This window comes from Halosolutus sp. YCN4 (assembly GCF_059736495.1).
On the sequence record NZ_JCASSM010000008.1, the window covers coordinates 122,983 to 145,237 of the forward strand.

The following is a 22,255-nucleotide window of genomic DNA, read 5'->3' on the forward strand; positions in this document are numbered from 1 at the left end:
CCGTCGGTCGCGCCGAAAATGACTTCCAGCAGTCCGTATCAGCGTCCGAACGAGCGAGCGAGCTGTTTGGACCAGTAGACGTCGCCGTCGTAGATCACTGACACTTCCGATTCTTTGAGCAAGGTCGCGAGTTCCGATTCCGTGAGCCGGAAGTTCGACTCGGTCCCACAGAGATAGGCGTACTCGTTGTCCTCGGTGTGTGGGAAGTAGTACGAGCCGGTGACGCGCGTCGAGTAACAGTCGAACGTGACGAGATACTCTTCCTCGGCCGTCTCGATCGGGTCGATCCGGACGGTGGTCGGCGTCCGGAGTTCACCCTGCGTGAGCGAGTGCGTCCCGTCACCGACGACCGCGTAATCCTTCCCCATCATGATTCGCCTGCGCGCGAGTCGCATCGCGCGTTCGATACTGAACCCGTGGACGAGGAGCTTGGCGAACGTCGATCCGACCTTGATGGCGTGATCGTTGAGGACTTTCCTGAACGTCACCGCTCCCGCGACGCTGCCGTTCTCGATCAGGCTCATCCCCTCGTAGAACGAGCCACAGGCGTTCAGGAAGAACGTCTGGACGTTACACGTCGAGAGATTCGACGCCGAGAGGTAGCCGTCGGGACAGCGCAGTCCCCCGGTTTCGCAGTGGCCGATGTAGTGGACGAAGTCGTGCTCGTCCTCGAAGACCCGGGCGAGTTCGGCCGTCTCGAGCGACTCCGCGACGGTCACGTCCATCGTCAACTCTTCGGAGCGCCGCCGATAGATCTCGGCGACGTGGTCGTGCTCACCGGCCATCTCCGGATCGTTCAGCACGACGCAGATCGAAGTCGAGTCGCTCGATCGCTCCAGGTAGTCGAGTCGGTTCCGGTAGGCATCGGGCGCGGACTTGAAGACGTCGATCGGGACGCCGTCCGCGAGCCAGCCGTGGACGCGGCCGTGGCGGAGTTCGGGTTTGACGATGTCAACCGAGGCGACCTGGCCCGCGCTGGCGCGGTCCCCGGTGGTCGGTTCGGCTCCCCGGTAGAAGTCCTCGAGCGATCGCTCGACCAGTTCTTTGCCCGCCAGTTCGGACGTCCGCGGGAGATAGATCAGGCTCATCCGATCGAGCAGGAACGGGAGCGTCTCGACGCTGTCGGCGGCGGGTCTGACGTACGTCGAGCAGTGCCACACCGGCATCCGGTGGTCGATCGCCGCGAAGGGGACCTCGAGGTACGTCGCGAGTCGTTCCTGCGGCGACGCCTCGTACAGCGCCGCAGCGTCGAGGTCGAGGGCCTCGAGCAGGCGCAGTTCCGAGAGGGAGGTCCCGTACGGGCCCGCGTTCCGGATCAGGCAGTCGAGGAAGAACGTCTTCCGGAGCAGCCGTTCGACGTCGCGCTCGAGATCCGGCATCGGGGCCAGTTCCGTCTCGACCGCGACGTCGGGGAGTCGGAGTCGCGCCCCCTCGCAGTCGTCGGCGACCCGCACCCCGGCCTGGAGGTAGTACGCGAGCGGCGCGGTGACGTACAGCGACTCGTACTCGGGCGGGACGACGAGTTCGATCCCGGTATCGGGCGTGTCCGAGCGGATGCAGTCGCTGATCTCGAGATCCGTCCCCCGTTCGATCAACGGCGGATGGCCACGGAGCGTCGGATAGGTGCGGTCCGGGCCGTCGGTCTTGTGGGACGACGCGAGGTGAGTGATGGCGGTGGCCACGCCCTCGGGTGAGTCGGGGATCGTTATCGTCCCGGCGGGGAACTCGTGGTGACTGCGAAACCCGAGGACCGTCCGGGACCGATCGGGAAACGAGACGACGGTCGACTCGAAGTCGTCAGTCTTTTCGATCGTCGCCGCGCCGGAAAAGCGGAGGTATGTCTTGATCTCGGTGTCGACGTCGACCACGTACTGGCCGGGTGGGAGCGAGAGCGGTTCGCCGCCCGGATCGAGTTCGTACCGTTCGGACGATCCGAGGGCAAAGGCGTAGACGACGGCGTGTGGAAAGCGGAGTTCGTCCGTCGTGACGACCACCGTCTCGTCGACGGGACGAGGCATATCGGGGCCCTGCCCGGCGGCGACGAGATCGGCACCGCGAACCGACAGTTCGGCGTTGTCTGCGTCCGTCACGCGGAGGACATCGTCGCCGACCTCCCACTCTATCATTCGGTACGCTGAATGTAACTCCGACCAGTTAGATGTATCGGGTGGTAGTGGAAAAAACAGCTTACAACCCACTGAGCGTGGCTTCAGCGGTGTCTCGACGAGCGGGCGAGTTGTGGCTCGACTTGCCGAAGACAAGTACACTTATACAGTCGCCAGCCGCCACATCGGACATGGAACACGAGCACGTCCGGGACGTCGATCCCGCCGTCGCAGACGCTCTCGAGGGAGAGGTAGATCGCCAGCGAAACTCCTTGCAGATGATCGCCAGCGAGAACCACGCCAGCCGCGCCGTCATCGACGCCCAGGGGAGCGTCCTGACGAACAAGTACGCCGAGGGGTATCCCGGCTCGCGCTACTACGGCGGCTGCGAGTACGCCGACGAGGTCGAACAGCTCGCGATCGATCGCGCGACGGAACTGTTCGGTGCCGAGCACGTCAACGTCCAGCCCCACTCGGGCACCCAGGCCAACCAGGCCGTCTACTTCGCGATGCTCGAACCGGGCGACAGGATCCTCTCGCTCGACCTGACACACGGCGGCCACCTCAGTCACGGCCACCCCGCGAACTTCGTGGGTCAGCTGTACGACGTCGAGCAGTACGAGGTCGATCCCGAGACGGGCTACCTCGATTACGAGGGCCTCGCCGAGCACGCCGAGGAGTTCGAGCCCGACATCATCGTCTCGGGTTACTCCGCGTACCCGCGCGAAATCGAGTGGGAGCGCATCCAGGGCGCCGCCGACAGCGTCGGTGCGCTCCACCTCGCGGACATCGCCCACATCACGGGCCTGGTCGCCGCCGGCGTCCACCCCTCTCCCGTGGGCATCGCCGACTTCGTCACCGGCTCGACCCACAAGACGATCCGGGCCGGTCGCGGCGGCATCGTGATGACGAGCGAGGAGTACGCCGACGATATCGACTCGGCTGTCTTCCCCGGCGGGCAGGGCGGTCCGCTCATGCACAACGTCGCCGGCAAGGCCGTCGGCTTCAAGGAGGCCCTCGAACCCGAGTTCGCCGAGTACGCCGAACAGACCGTCGCGAACGCGAGGGCACTGGGCGAACGACTCTCGGAGAACGGCTTCTCGCTCGTTTCGGAGGGAACGGACAACCACCTCGTCCTCGTCGACCTGCGGGAGAGCCACCCCGACACCTCGGGCGGCGACGCCGAGGAGGCGCTCGAGGACGCCGGCATCGTCCTCAACGGGAACACGGTCCCCGGCGAGACGCGATCGGCCTTCGATCCCAGCGGCATCCGGGCCGGGACGCCCGCGCTCACGACCCGCGGCTTCGACGAGGACGACTGTCGAACCGTCGCCGACCTCATCACGCGCGTCGTCGACGCCCCCGAAGACGAGTCCGTCATCGAGGCGGTCCGCGAGGATGTCCAGGCGCTGTGTGACGAGAACCCGCTGTACGAGTAACGCAACGGTCGCTCTTCCGATCGCGGTCAGTCGCCGGCACGCGCCTCATTCGCCGATCCCCTGTACGATCGGTCATGTCCGGACGTTCGACCGGAACCACGACCGAACGTATCTGCTCCGCGTCGGTCAAGATATTTTATCAGTCGGACTGTAGACAAACCCATGACCAGTGATAGCACGACTGTCGACGACGCGGCCGACATGTACCGACACAGAACCGATGCGGTGTCGACCACCGTCGGCGAGGGGCCATCGATCGTCTTCGCGCACGGGACACTGATGGACCGGACGATGTTCGACCCGCAACTCGAGGCGCTCTCCGACGGCTACCGGGCGACGGCGTACGATCTTCGGGCCCGGACCGATCGGTACGCGCCGGGGTACGACCTCTGGGATCTCGCGGACGACTGCGCGGCGGTGCTCGACGGGCTCGGCCACGACAGTGCGGTCGTCGGCGGGATGTCGATGGGCGGCTTTCTGGCGCTTCGATTCGCGCTCGCGTACCCCGATCGGGTCGACGGCCTCGTGCTCATCGACTCGATGGCGGCGCCGCACGAACCGCAGGAACGGGAGACCTACGGCGCGCTGGTCGATCCGCTCGAGGGCTCCAGGACGGGCGTCTCCGAAGCGCTGGCCGAGGGCGTGACCCAGTACCTCTTCGGCGAGACGACCCACGAGGAGAACCCCGAACTCGTCGCGGAGTGGGTCCGACGCTGGCAGACGTATCCGGGCGATGCGGTCTACCACGAACTCCACTCCTGGCTCTCGCGGCCCGATATCAGCGATCGACTCGCCGAGATCGACGTCCCGGTCCTGATCGTCCACGGCGAGGAGGACCCGTCGATCGATCCCTCGCGGGCGGAACCGATGCTCGACGACCTCCCCGACGCCCGGATGGAAGTGATTCCCGAGGCGGGTCACACCTCGAACCTGGAACGACCGGCTCCCGTGAACGAGGCGATTCGCTCGTTCCTCGACGAACACCACTGACCCGCCCCGACAATAATCCACGATCGTGCATATTATCCGGCGTTCGTCGTCGGAAGTGAGCACGAATCCGAGAGTTAATTAGTCTCGCGGCCGCCGTCTCGAGTATGACCGAGATCATCGACGGCAACGCCGTCGCGAGCGAGATCCGTGACGACCTGACAGACGCGATCGAGACGCTCGCGGACGCGGGCGCACGGCCGGGGTTGGCGACGGTGCTGATGGGCGACGACCCCGCCAGCCAGACCTACGTGAACATGAAACAGCGCGACTGCGAAGAGGTAGGGATCGAGAGCCACCACGTCGACGTCGACGGGGATGCGCCGCCCGAGGACCTGTACGACGCGATCGCGGCCCTCAACGACGATCCCGCGGTCCACGGCTACATCGTCCAGGCCCCCGTCCCGGACCACGTCGACTACCGCGACGTGATCCGGCGCGTGGACCCGATCAAGGACGTCGACGGCTTCCACCCCGAGAACGTCGGCCGCCTCGTCGCCGGCGACGCCCGATTCCGTCCCTGTACGCCCCACGGCGTCCAGAAACTGCTCGCCGCCGCGGGCGTCGACACCGAGGGGAAAGACGTGACGATCGTCGGCCGATCGGACATCGTCGGCAAGCCGCTCGCGAACCTGCTGATCCAGAAGGCCGAGGACGGGAACGCGACCGTGACGGTCTGTCACTCCCGGACGGACGACCTCGCGGCGAAGACGCGCGCGGCAGACGTCGTCGTCGCCGCCGCGGGCGTCCCGGAACTGATCGACGGGTCGATGATTTCGGAGGGCACCGTCGTGATCGACGTCGGCGTCAACCGCGTCGAGGCCGACACCGAGAAGGGGTACGAACTCGTCGGCGACGTCGAGTTCGAGAGCGCGAAGGGGAAGGCGAGTGCGATCACCCCGGTCCCCGGCGGCGTCGGCCCGATGACCCGTGCGATGTTGCTCTACAACACGGTCAAGGCCGCGAGTCTGCAAGAGGACGTCGCCGTCGACCTGCCCTGAGTACTCGCGTCATCCCGCCTCTCGTCGCTCCACTCTCGGTTCGATCGCCGTGCTGTTTCGCTTCTCCCGTCGATTCATACGGTTTACTGTAAGTCATTTCCGGCGCAACCGCGATCCGGGCGGCGGTTGCGCCGGTACATCGGTACAGCAATCCGTATCACTCGAGGGGCCCGAATTCGAGGCCGTCCAGTCGATCCTGGGCCTGCGCGAACGCGAGTTCGTCCCCGCGAAGTCCGTTCGCGAGGTCCCGCGTCGCCTCGATCAGTCGCTCGGCCAACCGCGGATCGACGTCGCCGTCCAGCATCCGGATGCGCTTTGCGTGCTCGCCGAGCGTCTCGAGGGCCCCTCGTTCGGCGGTCGTGAGCGATCGGTCCTCGGCCCACGTTCGAACGTCGCTGCGATACTCCTGCACCGCGGTCGCGTACGCGAGCCCGCGCGGTGCACGAATCGTGGTCGGGACCTCCTGGTGTGGCGGCCGTTCGCCGTCGTCGGCGTCGCGCAACAGCGAGAGGAAGTACAGTTCCTCGCGTTCCTCGAGGCGGATGTCCCGTTCCAGCACGTCGGCGACGTGGAGCAGTTCGGACGCGGCGAGGTAGGTGTCGTCGAGGTCGCGAAGGGTGCCGGCGTTGACGAAGCCGCGACGGCGGACGTAGTCGCGACACACCTCGCGGGCGCGCTCCGCGAGGTCCGTAGTTGGGACGTCGTCGATGGCGTTTCGGACCGGCGTGAGGTCGAATTCGACCTGCAGGTCGGTGTGTTCGGTCCGATCGTCGATGCCGACGCTCCGGAGGCTGCCACAGGCCGGACAGCCGACGCTCCCGGTCTCGTAGTAGGACCATCGCGTGCCACACTCCTTGCACTCGCGCTCCCCCCGGATTTTCATGCGCGGGGCTACGTGCGGGACGGCAAAAGTCCCACCGGAGTTCGGCGACCGACGCCCGCTCTCGGGGCCGATCGCGACTCGTGCCTTCGATTTCGCAGGACGGATCGCAACCGATGACGCTCACGGCGGCACGAACGAATCGCAATAGGTGATTAACGGGTAGCAGGTGCAGGCCACAGTCCAACCAGCGAGACCGTACACTCAACGAATATGTCCCATCGAAAACTCGATCGACGGACGTTCGTCACTGCAGCAGGTACCGCGAGCGCGCTCGTACTCGCCGGTTGTGCGGACGACACGGAAGGAGACGGCGGCCCCGGAGAAGACGACGAGGAAGCGGGCGGAGACAACGAGACGGGAGACGACAACGAAACGGCGGACGGCGAGGACGAGACGTACACGCTGACGGTGACGGTCGAGGATAGCGAGGAGGAACCCGTCGAAGGGGCGACTGTCCGACTCGAGGAGAGCGGCATGATGACGGGTGACGAGGAGACGGACGGCAACGAGACCGAGAACGGGAACGAATCCGAGGACGCCGGAATGGACGACAACGAGTCGGATGACGGCGGCATGGATGACAACGAGTCGGACGACGGAATGGACGACAACGAGACGGACAGCGAAGATGACGAGATGGCCGCCGGCGAGATGGAGGACGAAACCGACGAAAACGGCGAAGTCGAGTTCGAGGAACTCGAAGACGGCGAGTACACCGTTACCGCCGAGAACGAGGGTGAGGAGGCCGAGGAGGACGTCGAGATCGACGGCGACGACGAGGAGGTCACGCTGACGTTCGGCGAAGCGGCCGACGGCGAGAACGGCAACGAGACGAACGAGAGCGATAGCTGAGCAGGTCGAGGCCGGCGAGATCGGACCGCGCCGTCACGATCGGAATTCGTTCGACGCCGATCGGTTCCGGTTTTGGTATGGGGTCGTCCCGATACAGAGCGCCGTGCCGTTTCGGGACCGCGGCCATCCGCTGACGGTGTAGGCGGACCGCGATGGTCTCGTTCGGCGAACTGTTGTCGTCGGGAAAACGTCGACTTACGACTGAAACGGACGCCGGCGGTCGCCGCGGCCTCTCGGCAGGCCAACCAATGAGCGACTACCGGGTCGTTCCGGCGACCGTTTTTTGCCCCGCGACCGATACGACCGGGTATGCGCGACGAAGACGAAATCCGCGAGCAGTACGAGTTTCTCAAGGAACAACTCGAGAGCGACGAGATGCGCCACGACGGCGTCGAACAGATGTTCACCTACTACAAGCGGGCGATCGGCTGGGTCCTCGAAGAGGAACACATCTGACGGCCGACGACCCCATCGCGGAGGCCGACCGAGGCATGTGTCGATACATTTAAGTACTGTCAGCAAAATCTATCACGTGACGCTTCGCTTGGAGGGCCGAAGCGTCAGCGGGGACCAATTCAGGGCGGCAAGCGATCGCGTGACACTTTTCCGTCACGCGATCTGCTTTCCTGTTTACTGCGCTATTGACTTCCCAGCTGGAGCCTCGTCTTCGTGACGCTCACGACCCGACGAGGCCGCCTGATACACGCGCTAATAAATAAAGATACCGAAGGGAAACCAACGTACTGTAAACATGACCACGGTGTTATGTGTATATGCAAGGGTGATTCGTCACGGCTGTTATCATTTGCACTCGGCCGAAACGACCCTTGTCGATAGTAATAACGCAGTTTCGATCGAAACAACCCGATAGCCTTATTAAAATTCGACAGTAAGTACGATTGGTACTTTCCCAATGTACGACCTGACAGGATTCCAGCGGGACTTGCTCTACGTCATCGCTGGCGAGGAGGAACCCCACGGACTGGCGATCAAGGAGGAACTCGAACAGTACTACGAGAAGGAGATCCACCACGGACGACTCTACCCCAACCTCGATACGCTCGTCGACAAGGGTCTCGTCGAGAAGGGACGACGCGATCGTCGAACGAACTTCTACACGCTCACCCGCCGCGGCCGACGCGAACTCGAGGCGCGTCGCGAGTGGGAATCACAGTACGTAGACCTGTAAGGCGTGATCGCGTCACGAACGCGGATCGTCCTCGTGGATCGGGCCGTCAAGGCGTCGTGAGCGGTGCGGTCAGGGTGTGCTCCGAGAGTAACTGCTGGTTCTGTGGTCCGCGGTGCGGCGAAGAAGGTCCGAATCAACTGACGATCTGCAGTGGAATCTGCAAGCCAGTCCGCTATCGGTCCGCCAGTCCTTCAACGTGACATGACGTCCGCGATTCGCGGCGCCGTCCCGTTCGTCCGAGAGGTCGTGGCCGGGATCCAGGAGAAGAACGTCCCGTTTATGGCCGCCAGCATCGCTTACCAGGCGTTCATCTCGCTGATCCCGTTGCTCGTGCTCGTGTTCTTTCTCGTCTCGATCGTCGGCGACGAGCAGTTCGCGACGGAAGTCGGGGCCGCGACCGAGGGCTTTCTCCCGGAGAGCGGCCAGTTACTGCTCGAAAACGCGATCGAGGACTCGCCCGCGACCGCTGGCTCGTCGATCATCGGGCTGGTCGTCGTCCTGTGGGGGTCGCTGAAGATCTTCCGCGGCCTCGACACCGCGTTCTCGGAGATCTACGGCTCGACGGCGGAGAACACGTTCGTCGATCAGCTCAGGGATGCGCTGGTCGCGTTCGGCGCGATCGGAATCGCACTGCTGGCCGCCGGCGCGGCGAGCGTCGTATTCGCGTTCTTTCCCGACAGTTTCTTCGTCGGCGTCCTGAACCCGCTCCTGCTCGTCGTCGGCCTCACGCTGGCGTTCCTGCCGATGTACTACCGCTTCCCCGACGTCGACCTCTCGGTCCGGGACGTGCTTCCCGGCGTCGTCGTCGCGGCCGTCGGCTGGGCGGTCCTCCAGTCGCTGTTCCAGGTGTACGTTTCCGTCGCGAGCGACTCGGAGTCGGCCGGCCCGGTCGGTGCGATCCTGCTGGTGCTGACGTGGCTGTACTTCGGGGGCTTGATCCTGCTCTCGGGAGCAGTCGTCAACGCGACGTACGCCGGCCGGATCGACCTCGACGGCGCCGATACCGGGACCGGCGCGATCGGATCCGCCGATCGGGAGCCGCCGGCCACGTCGATCGGACGGGAACGCGATCGACTCGACGAACGGGTCACGGACCTCGCGCGGGAACGGAACAAACTGCGGCAGGACCTGGCGGCCCAGCGCGACCGGCGGTACGAACTCGAGGACCGCGTCGATCGACTCGAGCGGACGACGCGCGACCTCGAACGAGAGAACGAGGACCTCCGCCGGCGACTCGCGACCCGTCACGATCCACCGTGGAAGCGATCGATCCGTGCGGTGCTGGATCGAATCGGGGTCCTTCGCGTCGGGACGATCGAGACGCGGTCCGAGTAGCGTGAAGCGTCGCTCCCGATGGGTCGGTCGACGTGCGCGTGGAGGCGCCGCGGCCCGGCGGGAGCGGAAGTCGGGACACCTTAGTAACTCGCCGTCACAGCCTGTACCGTGTCGTATCCGGTACGGGCCGCTCGCCAGCGGATCGAAGACGAGCACGCGGCGGTCGTCGCGGGGATCGATCACTGTGCGGACCAGGTCGCCGCTCCGTGGGATACTGCTCGAACGACCGATCCCAGCCGGGTCGCCGACTCGCTCGGTAGCGCCCTCGAGACGACCGGATTGTTCGATCGCCTCCCGGTCGTGCTCGCCGACGCGGTCGACGCGACCGGCCACGACCTCCAGGCACGACCCGTCCCGGGACCGCCGTACGTCGTCGTGACGAGTCGCGGACCCGTACTCCGGGCTCCGATCGATCCCGGCAGGCTGGTGATCCGGTTCGACGTCTTCGAGGTCGTGCGCGACCCGGGACCGGCCTATCACCGTCTGGACGGGGTTGTCGTGGACGTCGCCCTCGAATGACGGCCAGTTCGAGCGGCGTGCGGCGACGGGCGCCCGCGTCGGGCCCGTGTGACAGATCGGCATGGTTTTTTGTCGCGGGGCAACCACTGTGAGCCGATGCATCCACGCGCAGCCAGTTTCGCCGAGCGGGCACGCGAGGCGTACGGGTTCGATCCGGCGGTCGAGGAGTTCCCAGAGGGGACCAAAACGGCGGCGGACGCGGCCGACGCGATCGGTTGCGACGTCGGCCAGATCGCCAGTTCGCTGGCGTTCGACGTCGACGGCTCGCTCGTCGTCTCGGTGACCAGCGGCGCGAACCGGGTCAGCGAGGCCGCGCTCGGCGAGCACTTCGGGACGAGGGCGGATGCCGTCTCGATGGCCGATCCCGATCGGATCAGCGAGACGCTCGGCTGGTCGATCGGTGGCGTCCCGCCGTTCTGCCACGAGGAATCGGTGCCGGTGATCATGGACGAGACGCTACTCGGCTACGAAATCGTCTGGGCGGCCGCCGGGACGCCGGAGGCCGTGTTTCCGATCGATCCCGAGGAACTGCGGCGATACGCCGACGCGGATCCGGCGACCGTCACCGAGTGATCGCGACGTTCCGGTTCGAACGATCCTGCGAGGAGGACCTGTGAGAAACCCCTGCTGACCGACCGATCCGACCGGACCGTCGCGCGACCGTCGATCGGGCCGCACCGAACCTCGATCGGACATCTCGGCCGACCGCTTTCGTGGGGCTAGTAACTGCTCGCCGCTATGCGGCCACATGTTGTTAACCCAGACGACCTCGACGGCTACGAGTTAATAAAAATAGAGGGGGGGGATAATAACACTTTTAGTCGATCGAGGGTAAGAACAGGTATGAAACTAACACGGCGATCGGTGCTCCAGGGGAGCGCCGGGGCGCTCGCCCTCGGTGGGTTCGCTGGCTGTCTCGACGACGTCGCGCAGGGAGCCGACGGCGTCGAATCGGGGTACGCGGCCTTCTTCACGCTCTGGGACTGGACCCAACAGGTGAGCGGCGACGTGGCCGACGTCGAGAACCCGGTTCCGGTAGGGACCATGGGCCACGGCTGGGAGCCGGAGGGGGACCTCGTCACGGACATCGCCGCGTCCGACGCGTTCGTCTATCCCGACTCGCCGGAGTTCGCCTGGGCCCAGGACGTGGCAGCGACGCTCGAAGCCGATTACGACACCGTCGCGGTGATCGACGTGCTCGATGGACTCGAGGGCGAGATGCTCGAGTGGGATCACGATCCGACCCACGACGACCACGAAGAGGACGACGGTCACGACGACCACGAAGAAGACGACCACGAAGAGGACGACGGTCACGACGACCACGAAGAAGACGACCACGAAGAGGACGACGATCACGACCACGGGGGCGACCACGACCCGCACGTCTGGGTCGATCCGGTCCTCGCCCAGGATATCGTGGCGAACATCGCGAACGGACTGGCCGAGGCAGATCCCGACAGCGCCGACGCGTTCGAGGACAACGCGGCCGCCTACACCGATCGGCTCGCGGACGTCGACGAGCAGTTCCGGTCCATCGTCGACGACGCCGACCGGGACGTCGCCGTCCTCGCGGGTCACGACTCCTACACGTATCTCGAGGAGCGCTACGGATTCGAACTGCACTCGCCGAAAGGTGTCTCGCCGCAGGACGAACCGACGCCCGCCGAAATCTCCGAGACGATCGACCTCATCGATGCCGAGGGGATCGATACGATCCTCTACGACCCCTTCGAGTCGTCCGGCGCGGACGAGCTTCCGACCCTCGCGGCGACCATCCTCGAGGACAGCGAGGCGACCGACGCGATGCCGGTCTCGCCCGCTTCGGGGACGCTCGCGGAGTGGGCCGACGCCGACTGGGGGTACGTCGAACAAATGCAAGAAATAAACGTCCCGGCGTTCAGAGTAGCACTTGGAGCACAGTGACCGCAGTCGTATCCATCGATGACGTGACGTTCGCCTACGGCGAGCAGCCTGCAGTCCGGGACGTCTCGCTGACCGTCGAGGAAGGCGACTTCCTCGGCCTCATCGGCCCCAACGGGTCGGGCAAGACGACCCTCCTGCACCTCATGCTCGGCCTGCAACGCCCCGACAGCGGGTCGATCGAACTGTTCGGCGAGCCGGTCGCCGAGTTCGACGAGGGCGAGCGGATCGGCTACGTCTCACAGCAGGCGACCAGCCGCGGCGGCACGATGCCGGTGACCGTCCGCGAAGTCGTCACCATGGGCCGGTTCGCCCACGCGGGTCACGGACGGCTGACCGACGAGGACCGCGCGATCGTCGACGACGCGCTCGAGACCGTCGGGATCACGGACCTGGCCGATCGTCGGGTCAACCAGCTCTCGGGCGGTCAGCGCCAGCGGGCGTACATCGCCCGGGCGCTCGCCTCCGAGGCGGACCTGCTCGCGCTCGACGAACCGACCGTCGGGGTCGACGCCGAGTCGCGGGACGCCTTCTACCAGTTGCTGGAGTCGCTCAACGAGTCCGGGATCACGATCATCCTGATCGAACACGACATCGGCGTCGTCACCGATCGCGCCAACCGGATCGCCTGTATCAACACCGAACTGTACCACCACGGCGACACCGAATCGTTCGTCGAGAGCGACGCGCTGGCCGAGGCCTACGGCTCGACCGGACAGGTCGTCCACCACCACCACTGACATGCGACGGAACACGAAACGCCGGATCGAACTCGTCGGCATCGGCCTGACCGGGCTGCTTGCAGCCCTGATGCTCGCCTTCCTCGTCCTTGACTACCTGCGGGCGTATCCGTACGCGTCGGCGCTGTACGAACAGTTCCGTCTCGCCGGCCTGGTGCTTGATTCGACGTTCGGGACGAACGTCTTCTACCACCCCTTCATGTGGCGCTCGATGGCGACCGGCGTGCTCGTCGGCATCGTCGCGCCGCTGGTCGGCACCTACCTCGTCCACCGCGAGATGGCGCTCATCGGCGAGACGCTCGCCCACACGGCCTTCGCCGGCGTCGCGATCGGCCTCCTGTTCAGTTCGACGACCGGCTGGGGCGGCTCCCTGCTGCTCTCCGCGCTCGTGGTCGGGATCCTCGGCGCGCTCGGCGTCCAGTGGCTCGCCGAGCGGACCGACACCTACGGCGACGTGCCGATCGCGATCATGCTCACCGGGAGCTTCGCCGTCGGAACGCTCATCATCAGCTACGGCCGCGGGCTGACGGGGATCAACATCAGGGGCTTCCTCTTCGGGAACCTCTCCGTCGTCACGCCGGCCGGCGCGCGGATGATGGCCGTTCTCAGCGTCCTGGTCGTCGCCGTCGTCCTCGCGACCTACAAGCAACTCCTGTTCATCACGTTCGACGAGCAGGCCGCCCGCGTGGCCCGACTCGACGTCACCTGGTACAACACGCTGTTGATCGTCATGACGGCCGTCGTCGTCGTCGGCGCGATGCAGATCCTCGGCGTCATCCTCGTCGCCGCGATGCTCGTCGTGCCCGTCGCCGCCGCGACCCAGGTCGCCGGGAGCTTCCGCGAGACGCTGTTGCTCTCGATCCTGTTCGGCCAGCTCTCGATCATCGGCGGCTTCGCCGTCGCGATCTCCCAGGGGCTTCCCGCCGGCGGTTCGATCGTCGTCGTCGCGATCGGGCTCTACCTGCTCTCGATCCTGGCGTCCGGCCGCTCGGCGGCGGCGATCTCGACGCACTAGCCCGGGTCGATCGTCCCCAGTCGGTAGGAACAGGGCGCACGTTTAACACCTTTCTCGGCCAATTTCCCCACGATGGGACGGTTATCCGAACTCTTTGCACCCGAGACCGTCGCCGTAGTCGGGGCGACCGATCGCGAGGGCGCCGTCGGCCGAGCGATCCTGGAGAACCTGCAGGACGACTTCGGTGGCGAGGTCATCCCGGTCAACCCCGCCCGCGACGAGGTGCTCGGTCTCGAGTGTTATTCGGACGTGACGAGTGCACCGCCGATCGACCTCGCGGTGGTCGTGGTACCACCCGACGTCGTGATCGAGACACTGCGCGAACTCGGCGAGACCGGCACCGAGAACGCCGTCGTGATCACCGCCGGCTTCTCCGAGACGGGCGGCGAAGGGGCCGAACGCGAGCGCCGACTCCGCGAGGTAGCCGCCGAGTACGACCTCAACGTGGTCGGCCCCAACAGCCTGGGAATCATGTCGACCCCCGCCGACATGAACGCGACCTTCGGCCCCGAGAACGCCCTGGACGGGTCGATCTCCTTTATGAGCCAGTCGGGCGCGTTCATCACGGCGGTCCTCGACTGGGCCAACGAGCAGGGAATCGGCTTCCAGGACGTCGTCTCGCTGGGCAACAAGACGGTCCTGGACGAGACCGACTTCGTCCGCGAGTGGGGCGACGACCCCGAGACGGACGTCATCATCGGCTACCTCGAGGGGATCGACGACGGCCACGAATTCGTCCGGGCCGCCCGCGAGGTCACGGACGACACGCCGATCGTCCTCGTCAAGTCCGGCCGGACGGACGCGGGCGCGCAGGCGGCCTCCTCGCACACCGGTGCGATCGCTGGCAGCGAGCGCGCTTACGAGACCGGCCTCGAACAGGCCGGCGTGATCCGGGCCCGATCGGTCCAGGAACTGTTCGACTACGCGCGGGCGCTCTCGGGGCTCCCCCGACCGGATTCGGACGGCGTCGCCGTCGTCACCAACGCGGGCGGACCCGGGGTCCTGACCACCGACGCGATCGGCGACTCCTCGCTCTCGATGGCCGACTTCACCGACGAGACGATCGACGCGCTCGCGGAGGCGATGCCCGACGAGGCCAACGTCTACAACCCGATCGACGCGATCGGCGACGCGGACGTAGAGCGGTTCGGCGAGGCGCTGGACGTCGCGCTCGCCGATCCCAACGTCGGCAGCGCCGTCGTCGTCAGCGCGCCGACAGCGGTGCTCGAGTACGACGACCTCGCCGAAACCGTCATCGAGAAACGCGAGGCCCACGGGAAACCCGTCGTCACCTGCCTCATGGGCGGCCAGCGCGCCCGCGCCGCCGAGGAGGTGCTTCGGGACGGCGGCATTCCGAACTACTTCGACCCCGCGCGTGCGGTGGCCGGACTGGACGCGCTGGCCCGGTACCGCGACGTGCGAGAGCGGACGCTCGACGACCCCACCGAGTTCGACGTCGATCGGGAGCGGGCCCGCGAGATCCTCGGCCGGGCGGCCGAGCGCGATACGAACCGCCTCGGCGTGGAATCGATGGATCTCCTCGACGCCTACGGCATCCCGACGCCCGAGGGCGAGATCGTCGCCGATCCCGATCGCGCCCGCGAGGTGGCCGAGGGAATCGACGGCGACGTCGTCATGAAGATCGTCAGCCCGGACATCTCCCACAAGTCCGACATCGGCGGCGTAAAGGTCGGCGTCTCGGAGGAAGACGTGTACGACGCCTACGAGGACCTCGTCTCGCGGGCGCGTAACTACCAGCCCGACGCGACGATCCTCGGCGTCCAGGTCCAGGAACTGCTCGACCTCGAGGCGTCGACCGAGACGATCGTCGGCATGAACCGCGACCCGCAGTTCGGGCCGCTACTGTTGTTCGGTCTCGGCGGCATCTTCGTCGAAATCCTGGAGGACACGTCCGTTCGCGTCGCCCCGATCGGCGAGGACGAGGCGCGGGCGATGGTCGACGAGATCAAGTCGGCGCCGCTGTTGCGCGGTGCCCGGGGCCGCGAACCGGCCGACGTCGACGCGATCGTCGAGACGGTCCAGCGGCTCTCGCAGCTGGTGACCGACTTCCCCGCGATCCTCGAGATGGACATCAACCCGCTCGTCGCGGGGCCGGACGGCGTACAGGCGATCGACCTCAGACTCACTGTCGACACGGAGGAACTATGACCGACCCAGACACCACTGACGACGCCCAGACCGACGGACAGCACGACGACAGCCCCGACGCCATCATGGTCAGTTCGCTCGAGGAGAGCACCGGCAAGACCGCGATCACGCTGGCCCTGGCTCGCCTCGCCGCGGCCGACGGCGACAGCGTCGGCTACATGAAGCCGAAGGGGACGCGACTGGAGAGCAACGTCGGCAAGACGCTGGACGAGGACCCCCTGCTCGCCCGCGACCTCCTCGACCTCGACGCCGAGATGCACGACCTCGAACCCGTCGTCTACTCGCCGACGTTCGTCGAACAGGCGATCCGCGGCCGCGAGGACCCCGACGACCTGCGCGATCGAGTGAAAGAGGCCTTCGAGACCGTCGCCGCGGGCCACGATCGAGTCTTCGTCGAAGGGGGCGGCCGGTACGACATCGGCGGCATCGTCGACCTCACCGACGCGGACGTCGCGGTGGCGCTCGACGCCCGCGTCCTGCTCGTCGCGCCGTACGAGGTCCCCGGCGACGTCGACGACGTCCTCGCCGCCGTGCGGACGTTCGGCGATCGACTCGACGGCGTGATCTTCAACGACGTCCCCGACGCGGCCTATGATCAACTCGAGACTGACGTCGTCCCCTTCCTCGAGGGGCGCGGCGTCTCGGTGTACGGCGTGCTCCCGAACGAGCGGGCGCTATCGGGCGTCACGGTCGCCGAACTCGCGGACGAACTCGGTGCCAGACGGCTCGTCGAGGCCGGCGACGACGCCTACGTCGAACGGTTCTCCGTCGGTGCGATGGGCGCGGACAGCGCCCTGCGTCACTTCCGCCGGACGAAGGATGCGGCCGTCATCACCGGCGGCGACCGCGCGGAGATCCACGCGGCCGCGCTCGAAGCGCCCGGCGTCCGCTGTCTCATCCTGACCGGTGGACACCGGCCGTCCGGCGCGATCGTCGGCCAGGCGACCGAGAAGGGCGTCCCGATCCTGTCCGTCCAGACGGACACGCTCACGACCGTCGAACGGGCCGAAGACGTCGTCCGCAGCGGCCGTACCCGGGACGAAGAGACGGTCGATCGGATGGAACAGTTGCTGACCGATCACGCCGCGGTGGACTCGATTCTCGAGCGCGATCGATCGTAACCACTGCACGCGGTCCAGATCGGACGCGATGCGTCGGCCGGTGTTGTCCGGGAGGCCCGGACGGGATCGCGCCGGCGACGGGTCGACGCAGTGCCGCTCGACGCGGCGATCGATCGGCGGTCGAGAACGCCGACTCGTGGTCGTAGCGATACGACTGGCGTAGCGGTACTGGATATCGAACGGCATCAAATAGCTCCCCCGGAACGTCCGATCCGGGCAAATCGGCCGTCCGGGGTCGCGCCGGTTGTCAGAGGCACCCCGGCACTCGATCCGTTCACCCCCCAGTCGTATACCCTCATTCGTCGAAACGATTTCAACCGGATGAGTAACTACATATAAATCTATCCCATTTTTAAGTATTCCACCGCCGAATGGGGCAGGACGCCGACGCTCCTCCGGCCGGTCCGGACGGCGAGTGGCGAGTTCGCACGATCGGCCGGTCGCGAGTCGGGACGACATTCTGGCCAAGAATTATTTACATCTCCGTTACATGAGTGCCAACAATGGGTAGCGAGGGGGATGAGGAGGCGGTACTCGAGACGCTTCATCGGCGGCACGCGCTGTTGCAGCGACTCGCTTCCGAACCGGCGCGCCCGCCCAGGCTCGCCGACGACCTCGAATCGGCACGATCGACGATCGAACGGGGGCTGGCGGAACTCGAGGCGATCGACCTGATCGAGCGCGTCGACGGCCAGTACCGGACGACGCTGGCCGGCGAACTCGCGCTCGCGGAGTTCGACCGCCTCGTCGATCGGGTCGGGGACGTCGCCGGAACGCGGTCGCTCCTCGGATCGTTGCCGGCCGACGCGACGATCGACCCACAGTTTATCGACGGTGCGACCCTCGCGCTGGCGGATCGAGACGACGGGGACTCGATCGCCGACGGGAGGGGAAAGGTCGACACCCTCCAGGTCGACCCGGTAACGGCGCTCGATCGGGTTCTCGGGGACGGGGCCCACTATCGCGTCTACGTGCCGTCCCTCGACAGCGCGCTCGTGCAGACCTGCGCCGAGTCGATCCGTTCGGGGTCGACGGCCACGGTGATGGTCCCGAGCGATGCCGTCGAGAGTCTGCTCGCCGATACCCCGGACGCGACCGCAGACGCGATCGCGACCGGGCGACTGCGGCTCTTCGAGACGACGACTGAACTGCCCTACGCGCTCGTCGTCGTCGAGTTCGGGGGCGGCGCGGTACAGCTCCCGTTCGACCACGACCGCGATACCGACGCCATCGCGATGCTCGTCGTCTGCGAGAACGGGTCGCTCTGTGGATTCGTCGCGAACGACGACGCGGCCGCGCTCGAGTGGGCCACCAGGAAACTCGCGTCCATCCGGGCGACCGCACGGGAACTGTCACTCACGGACCGCACCTGACGGTCCCCGGACCGATACTGTTCGATCGGCGTGACTGTCACGTCTGACCAAGAACTAAGAGTCAGGCGCGCGTGGGTCCTGACATGGACGACACACCCCAGGAAATCACCTCCCTCGTCGGTCGTGAGGTCTACTCGAACAACGGCGTCTTCGTCGGCGAAGTCGAGGATCTTCGCCTGAACGTCGACGGTCGAACGGTCACGGGGCTCGCACTCGGCAGCCTCAACACGGAACTGTTCTCGGACGAAGCACGGAGCGGACAGGGCGTCATCGTGCCCTACCGCTGGGTCCGATCGGTCGGTGACGTCATCCTGATCAACGACGTCGTCGAACGCGTCCGCGAACCGGACGAGGAAGAGAGCGAACTCGTCGCCTAACTGCCGTTCGCCCCTTCCGTCCCCTCGACGCCCATCGCGTCGAACAGCGTCCGCTTGACGGCTTCTTCGGTCAACTCGAGCAACGTATCCCGCGTGTCCTCCGAAATCTCGATTCCGGTAAAGATCCCCAGCGGGATCTCTGCGCTGGCCTGGGTCGAGTGGCCCGCGGTCTCGCCGATCTCGCCATAGGCGTCGTCGAGCACTTTCCCGATGTTGATGCGGATGTCCTTCGATCGGCCGGCGAGGAAGATCGTCTCGTCGGCGATGCCGAACACCGCCGTCGTCGTGACGCCCTCGAGATTGAGCAGGTGGCTCGCGGCCTGTGTCAACGCCTCGCGATCGCGGACGAAGCCCGCGTTGGAGACGAGGTGGCTCCCCTGGACGTCCCGGTTGGCGATCGCTTCGGCGAGCACGTCCAGCGTCTCGGGGGACATCGACGGCGACTCGACCTGCTCTAGCGTGTCGTGGTTCGCGAACGGGTAGAGATACGCCGCGGCGGTGAGGTCGGCGGGGGTGGTGTCGCGTTTGAAATCCAGCGTCTCCGCGCGGATGCCGTACAGCAAGGCGGTAGCGACCTCCTCGGAGACGTTCATGTCGAACTCCTGGATGTACTTCGTCATAATCGTCGACGTCGAGGACATGTTCGGCCGGATGTCGACGAACTCGGACTCGTACTCCTCGTCGGGTTCGTGGTGATCGATGACGATGTCGATCGGGAGGTCCATCTCGGTCGACGTCGCGTGATCGACGAGCGCGACGGTGTCGTAGATCGATCGATCCTCGACTTCGTCCCACTGGACCAGGTCGATCCCAAGGAGGTTGACGAACGCGCGATTCTCCTGGTGGCCGACGTCGCCGAGGTAGATGATGTCCGATTCGATCCCGAGGTGGTCGGCGACCGCCTGCAACGCCGCGGCGCTGGCGATCGAGTCCGGATCCGGACTGTCCTGGGTGACGATCGCCAGTCGCGTCCCCGTCTCCTCTAGCAACTGGGCGAGTTTCCCCGCGTTGTACTCGAGTTCCCCCGATTCGAGCGCCCGCAGGGCCGACTCGGCGATGACCGACGACGGGTTGATGACGATATCAGCGCCGAGTTCCTCGAGTTCGTCCCCCGAGACGGGATCGCTCGCGCGCGCGACGACGAACTGGGTCCCGTTCTGCGTCCGGATGTTCTCGACCGCGTGTTTGTTGGCCTCGACGTCGGAAGCGAGGATCAGGACGACGTCGCGATCGGCGACGAGGTCTGCGGCCTCGGGTTCCATGATGTCCGCCGTCCGCGCGTCCAGATCCTGGTCCCGGAGCGATTCCACGCGGCTCTCGTCCCGATCGACGATCAGGACGTCTTTCCCCTGTTCGACGAGTTCCTCCGCGACGGCGTAGCCGACGCTCCCACAGCCCAGAATAGCGTAGTCAGAGATCGACGAGATCGTAACCCCCGTACTCATTGACAGAGTGGTCGGACCGGCCGCACTTAACGCTCCCGAAGATTGGTACGTTTCGAGACCGATCGCCGATCCTGGGGGTTTGTCCCGCCCTGTCACGCCGTCTGCCAAGGGAAACGTATTTCAATCCTCATGCGAAAGTCGGAGGTACAGGGCCGGTAGCTCAGTCCGGCAGAGCGTCTGACTCTTAATCAGACGGTCGCGTGTTCAAATCGCGCCCGGCCCGTGCAACGAACCGATGAGCGCAGCGAATCGGTGAGTGAACCGGCAGGCACGATTTGAAGTAGACGAGTCGCAGCCCGCACAGCCGAGCGAGGCGAGCAGGAACGTCTCGGCGTAGTTCAAATCGCGCCCGGCCCGCTTTTGCCACTCACGAACTCGCAAGTGGCAAAACGGCCACGAGCGATTTGAAGGAGACCAGAAAGGTACAGCGTAGCGAGCATTTCTGGGCGTAGCTCACGGTCGCGCCCGCCCCGTTTTTCGGACGAGCACTCCCGTGAATTCCTCAGGGGTCGTCACACCACGTACACGCGCGAAAAGTGCAACGGTGTCTACCGGATTTGTTCCCCTCCCTCGCGGATGTAAACTCCACCATTTCCCCCCACAGACCGGTACGCTACGGGAGAACAGTCACCGATCGGTCGATCGATCCGCGACTTGATTTTCGGAACCAGATAGCAAACTACTGGCTACGGACTTCAGCGTCATCCAGGGTGATATCGCGACCCGGGAGGCCGACGCACTCGTGAACGCGGCGGGACCCGGTCGTCGCACGGGAGGCGGCGTCGCCCGCTCGTTGCGTCGAAACGCGAACGGGCCGAGCAACCGGGAAGCGACGGACGAGGGCCCACTCGATCTCGGCGTCGTCGCCGTGATCGACGCCTACGATCTCGACGCCGAATACGTCATTCACGCAGCCGCAATGCCGTATTACCACGTTGGCAGTGCGACCAGCGAGAGCATTCGAACCGCGACGCGACGGTCGAAAAAGCGGACGAGTTAGGCTGTGAATCGATCGTGATACGGATCCTCGGCACCGGTATCGCCGGATCGACTTTCGCGACGGCGCGCAACTCGTCTGTGAAACGATCTGAAACTACGAGCCGTCGTCGATAACCGACGCTCGGACGATCGCGTCCACCCAGCGAGAGCGCGACACACTCTAATCGATTGCCAACGAGATACTATTGGCGTAAAACGGGGTTACCACGTCGGCAGGCATCCCGTCCCGCTCGCTCCGGATTCGTCGAACGGGACGATCAGGGAACGAGCGGGCAGTCTCGAGTTCGCCTGCAGGGACGCAATTCGCCACTCGCGAGCGCGATCGATCGCGAATTGCAACAGCGTGTGCCGTGGACCGACGACTTCGTCATCTGACCGTGCGCTCTCGAGAACCCCTGCTGCGGCTATCGGTTTCACCAGTCGCTACGGAACGGTAGAGTATGAATAGGAGCGGCGAACCGGGTTTCCCAGAGGGTCTCCCACTCCAGTACTCGCCGGAACGCAGGCGGGCTTATCTTCCGTGTTCGGGATGGGTACGGGAGGAACCCCGCCGCTGTGGCCGCTGTAATGCCGATCGGCGGAATCGAACCGCCGTCAGACCACGATCGGTTGCGTTCGGCTGTTGAATGACGTATGAGTGGTGGCGGCGAATCGAGTTTCCCAGAGGGTCTCCCACTCCAGTACTCACCGAAACGCAGGCGGGCTTATCTTCCGTGTTCGGGATGGGTACGGGAGGAACCCCGCCGCTGTGGCCGCCTTAACGCCGACTCACGGAATCGAACC

Annotated in this window: 19 protein-coding genes, 1 tRNA gene, 2 rRNA genes and 1 pseudogene; 18 read left to right on the plus strand and 5 right to left on the minus strand. The window is 65.7% G+C overall.

Features of this window, described 5'->3' with window-relative positions:
- Window positions 1–38: 38 nt before the first annotated feature.
- On the minus strand, window positions 39–2,126 hold the full coding sequence (locus AC6I6X_RS22380; RefSeq protein WP_497932789.1) for a hypothetical protein: 2,088 nt from the start codon (window positions 2,124–2,126) through the stop codon (window positions 39–41).
- 170 nt (window positions 2,127–2,296) lie between these two features.
- Between AC6I6X_RS22380 and glyA the strand changes: the two genes are divergently transcribed.
- The 3 genes from glyA to AC6I6X_RS22395 all read left to right on the plus strand — a co-directional run bounded on the left by glyA (window position 2,297) and on the right by AC6I6X_RS22395 (window position 5,532).
- On the plus strand, window positions 2,297–3,544 hold the full coding sequence (gene glyA, locus AC6I6X_RS22385) for a serine hydroxymethyltransferase (RefSeq protein WP_497932790.1): 1,248 nt from the start codon (window positions 2,297–2,299) through the stop codon (window positions 3,542–3,544).
- Between the two features lie 162 nt (window positions 3,545–3,706).
- Window positions 3,707–4,534 (plus strand): alpha/beta fold hydrolase, encoded by an 828-nt coding sequence (locus tag AC6I6X_RS22390; RefSeq protein ID WP_497932791.1) that lies wholly within the window; start codon window positions 3,707–3,709, stop codon window positions 4,532–4,534.
- A 104-nt stretch (window positions 4,535–4,638) separates the two neighbouring features.
- Window positions 4,639–5,532, plus strand: coding sequence for a bifunctional methylenetetrahydrofolate dehydrogenase/methenyltetrahydrofolate cyclohydrolase (locus AC6I6X_RS22395; RefSeq protein ID WP_497932792.1), 894 nt, complete (start codon window positions 4,639–4,641; stop codon window positions 5,530–5,532).
- A 157-nt stretch (window positions 5,533–5,689) separates the two neighbouring features.
- Here the strand turns inward: AC6I6X_RS22395 and AC6I6X_RS22400 are convergent, their stop codons facing one another.
- Window positions 5,690–6,415 (minus strand): DUF7117 family protein, encoded by a 726-nt coding sequence (locus AC6I6X_RS22400; RefSeq protein ID WP_497932793.1) that lies wholly within the window; start codon window positions 6,413–6,415, stop codon window positions 5,690–5,692.
- A 210-nt stretch (window positions 6,416–6,625) separates the two neighbouring features.
- Between AC6I6X_RS22400 and AC6I6X_RS22405 the strand changes: the two genes are divergently transcribed.
- From AC6I6X_RS22405 to AC6I6X_RS22465, 13 genes are all read left to right on the plus strand, one after another.
- Entirely contained in the window at window positions 6,626–7,267 is a 642-nt protein-coding gene (locus AC6I6X_RS22405) for a hypothetical protein (RefSeq protein WP_497932794.1), read from the plus strand.
- 309 nt (window positions 7,268–7,576) lie between these two features.
- Complete coding sequence (locus AC6I6X_RS22410; protein ID WP_497932795.1) at window positions 7,577–7,723, plus strand: DUF8555 family protein; 147 nt, start codon at window positions 7,577–7,579, stop codon at window positions 7,721–7,723.
- A 457-nt stretch (window positions 7,724–8,180) separates the two neighbouring features.
- Window positions 8,181–8,456 (plus strand): PadR family transcriptional regulator, encoded by a 276-nt coding sequence (locus AC6I6X_RS22415; protein ID WP_247000255.1) that lies wholly within the window; start codon window positions 8,181–8,183, stop codon window positions 8,454–8,456.
- 201 nt (window positions 8,457–8,657) lie between these two features.
- Entirely contained in the window at window positions 8,658–9,791 is a 1,134-nt protein-coding gene (locus tag AC6I6X_RS22420) for a YhjD/YihY/BrkB family envelope integrity protein (RefSeq protein WP_497932796.1), read from the plus strand.
- 108 nt (window positions 9,792–9,899) lie between these two features.
- Window positions 9,900–10,310 (plus strand): DUF7988 family protein, encoded by a 411-nt coding sequence (locus tag AC6I6X_RS22425; RefSeq protein WP_497932797.1) that lies wholly within the window; start codon window positions 9,900–9,902, stop codon window positions 10,308–10,310.
- A 96-nt stretch (window positions 10,311–10,406) separates the two neighbouring features.
- Complete coding sequence (locus AC6I6X_RS22430; protein WP_497932798.1) at window positions 10,407–10,883, plus strand: YbaK/EbsC family protein; 477 nt, start codon at window positions 10,407–10,409, stop codon at window positions 10,881–10,883.
- A 270-nt stretch (window positions 10,884–11,153) separates the two neighbouring features.
- Window positions 11,154–12,236, plus strand: coding sequence for a metal ABC transporter substrate-binding protein (locus AC6I6X_RS22435; RefSeq protein WP_497932799.1), 1,083 nt, complete (start codon window positions 11,154–11,156; stop codon window positions 12,234–12,236).
- A complete protein-coding gene (locus tag AC6I6X_RS22440; protein WP_497932800.1) occupies window positions 12,233–12,973 on the plus strand; it encodes a metal ABC transporter ATP-binding protein in 741 nt (246 codons plus the stop codon). Before AC6I6X_RS22435 ends, AC6I6X_RS22440 begins: the two co-directional genes overlap by 4 nt.
- A 1-nt stretch (window position 12,974) precedes the next feature.
- Window positions 12,975–13,988: a metal ABC transporter permease gene (locus AC6I6X_RS22445; RefSeq protein ID WP_497932801.1), complete on the plus strand. Its 1,014-nt coding sequence runs from the start codon at window positions 12,975–12,977 to the stop codon at window positions 13,986–13,988.
- A 72-nt stretch (window positions 13,989–14,060) separates the two neighbouring features.
- On the plus strand, window positions 14,061–16,157 hold the full coding sequence (locus AC6I6X_RS22450) for an acetate--CoA ligase family protein (RefSeq protein WP_497932802.1): 2,097 nt from the start codon (window positions 14,061–14,063) through the stop codon (window positions 16,155–16,157).
- The gene (locus AC6I6X_RS22455) at window positions 16,154–17,278 is read left to right on the plus strand and encodes a phosphotransacetylase family protein (RefSeq protein WP_497932803.1); all 1,125 of its coding nucleotides are present in this window, start codon (window positions 16,154–16,156) and stop codon (window positions 17,276–17,278) included. Before AC6I6X_RS22450 ends, AC6I6X_RS22455 begins: the two co-directional genes overlap by 4 nt.
- A gap of 503 nt (window positions 17,279–17,781) precedes the next feature.
- Window positions 17,782–18,651, plus strand: coding sequence for a helix-turn-helix transcriptional regulator (locus tag AC6I6X_RS22460; RefSeq protein WP_497932804.1), 870 nt, complete (start codon window positions 17,782–17,784; stop codon window positions 18,649–18,651).
- Window positions 18,652–18,734: 83 nt separating this feature from the next.
- Window positions 18,735–19,028: a PRC-barrel domain-containing protein gene (locus tag AC6I6X_RS22465; protein ID WP_250138686.1), complete on the plus strand. Its 294-nt coding sequence runs from the start codon at window positions 18,735–18,737 to the stop codon at window positions 19,026–19,028.
- Here the strand turns inward: AC6I6X_RS22465 and AC6I6X_RS22470 are convergent.
- Window positions 19,025–20,473: a DHH family phosphoesterase gene (locus tag AC6I6X_RS22470; protein ID WP_497932805.1), complete on the minus strand. Its 1,449-nt coding sequence runs from the start codon at window positions 20,471–20,473 to the stop codon at window positions 19,025–19,027. The genes AC6I6X_RS22465 and AC6I6X_RS22470 overlap by 4 nt on opposite strands.
- Before the next feature lie 149 nt (window positions 20,474–20,622).
- Between AC6I6X_RS22470 and AC6I6X_RS22475 the strand changes: the two genes are divergently transcribed.
- Window positions 20,623–20,696 (plus strand) — tRNA-Lys (locus AC6I6X_RS22475).
- Between the two features lie 459 nt (window positions 20,697–21,155).
- A pseudogene (locus AC6I6X_RS22480) lies at window positions 21,156–21,636 on the plus strand (macro domain-containing protein).
- A 281-nt stretch (window positions 21,637–21,917) separates the two neighbouring features.
- Here the strand turns inward: AC6I6X_RS22480 and rrf (AC6I6X_RS22485) are convergent.
- Both rrf (AC6I6X_RS22485) and rrf (AC6I6X_RS22490) read right to left on the minus strand, forming a co-directional pair.
- Window positions 21,918–22,039 (minus strand): 5S ribosomal RNA (gene rrf, locus AC6I6X_RS22485).
- A 71-nt stretch (window positions 22,040–22,110) separates the two neighbouring features.
- A 5S ribosomal RNA gene (gene rrf / locus AC6I6X_RS22490) occupies window positions 22,111–22,232 on the minus strand.
- Window positions 22,233–22,255: the final 23 nt, after the last annotated feature.

What these genes read in the sequence shown, in the direction of transcription:
- AC6I6X_RS22380 (WP_497932789.1), bottom strand. Translation starts at nt 2,126, where the DNA reads ATGATAGAGTGGGAGGTCGGCGACGATGTCCTCCGCGTGACGGACGCA.
- glyA (WP_497932790.1), top strand. Translation starts at nt 2,297, where the DNA reads ATGGAACACGAGCACGTCCGGGACGTCGATCCCGCCGTCGCAGACGCT.
- AC6I6X_RS22390 (WP_497932791.1), top strand. Translation starts at nt 3,707, where the DNA reads ATGACCAGTGATAGCACGACTGTCGACGACGCGGCCGACATGTACCGA.
- AC6I6X_RS22395 (WP_497932792.1), top strand. Translation starts at nt 4,639, where the DNA reads ATGACCGAGATCATCGACGGCAACGCCGTCGCGAGCGAGATCCGTGAC.
- AC6I6X_RS22400 (WP_497932793.1), bottom strand. Translation starts at nt 6,415, where the DNA reads ATGAAAATCCGGGGGGAGCGCGAGTGCAAGGAGTGTGGCACGCGATGG.
- AC6I6X_RS22405 (WP_497932794.1), top strand. Translation starts at nt 6,626, where the DNA reads ATGTCCCATCGAAAACTCGATCGACGGACGTTCGTCACTGCAGCAGGT.
- AC6I6X_RS22410 (WP_497932795.1), top strand. Translation starts at nt 7,577, where the DNA reads ATGCGCGACGAAGACGAAATCCGCGAGCAGTACGAGTTTCTCAAGGAA.
- AC6I6X_RS22415 (WP_247000255.1), top strand. Translation starts at nt 8,181, where the DNA reads ATGTACGACCTGACAGGATTCCAGCGGGACTTGCTCTACGTCATCGCT.
- AC6I6X_RS22420 (WP_497932796.1), top strand. Translation starts at nt 8,658, where the DNA reads ATGACGTCCGCGATTCGCGGCGCCGTCCCGTTCGTCCGAGAGGTCGTG.
- AC6I6X_RS22430 (WP_497932798.1), top strand. Translation starts at nt 10,407, where the DNA reads ATGCATCCACGCGCAGCCAGTTTCGCCGAGCGGGCACGCGAGGCGTAC.
- AC6I6X_RS22435 (WP_497932799.1), top strand. Translation starts at nt 11,154, where the DNA reads ATGAAACTAACACGGCGATCGGTGCTCCAGGGGAGCGCCGGGGCGCTC.
- AC6I6X_RS22445 (WP_497932801.1), top strand. Translation starts at nt 12,975, where the DNA reads ATGCGACGGAACACGAAACGCCGGATCGAACTCGTCGGCATCGGCCTG.
- AC6I6X_RS22450 (WP_497932802.1), top strand. Translation starts at nt 14,061, where the DNA reads ATGGGACGGTTATCCGAACTCTTTGCACCCGAGACCGTCGCCGTAGTC.
- AC6I6X_RS22455 (WP_497932803.1), top strand. Translation starts at nt 16,154, where the DNA reads ATGACCGACCCAGACACCACTGACGACGCCCAGACCGACGGACAGCAC.
- AC6I6X_RS22460 (WP_497932804.1), top strand. Translation starts at nt 17,782, where the DNA reads ATGGGTAGCGAGGGGGATGAGGAGGCGGTACTCGAGACGCTTCATCGG.
- AC6I6X_RS22465 (WP_250138686.1), top strand. Translation starts at nt 18,735, where the DNA reads ATGGACGACACACCCCAGGAAATCACCTCCCTCGTCGGTCGTGAGGTC.
- AC6I6X_RS22470 (WP_497932805.1), bottom strand. Translation starts at nt 20,473, where the DNA reads ATGAGTACGGGGGTTACGATCTCGTCGATCTCTGACTACGCTATTCTG.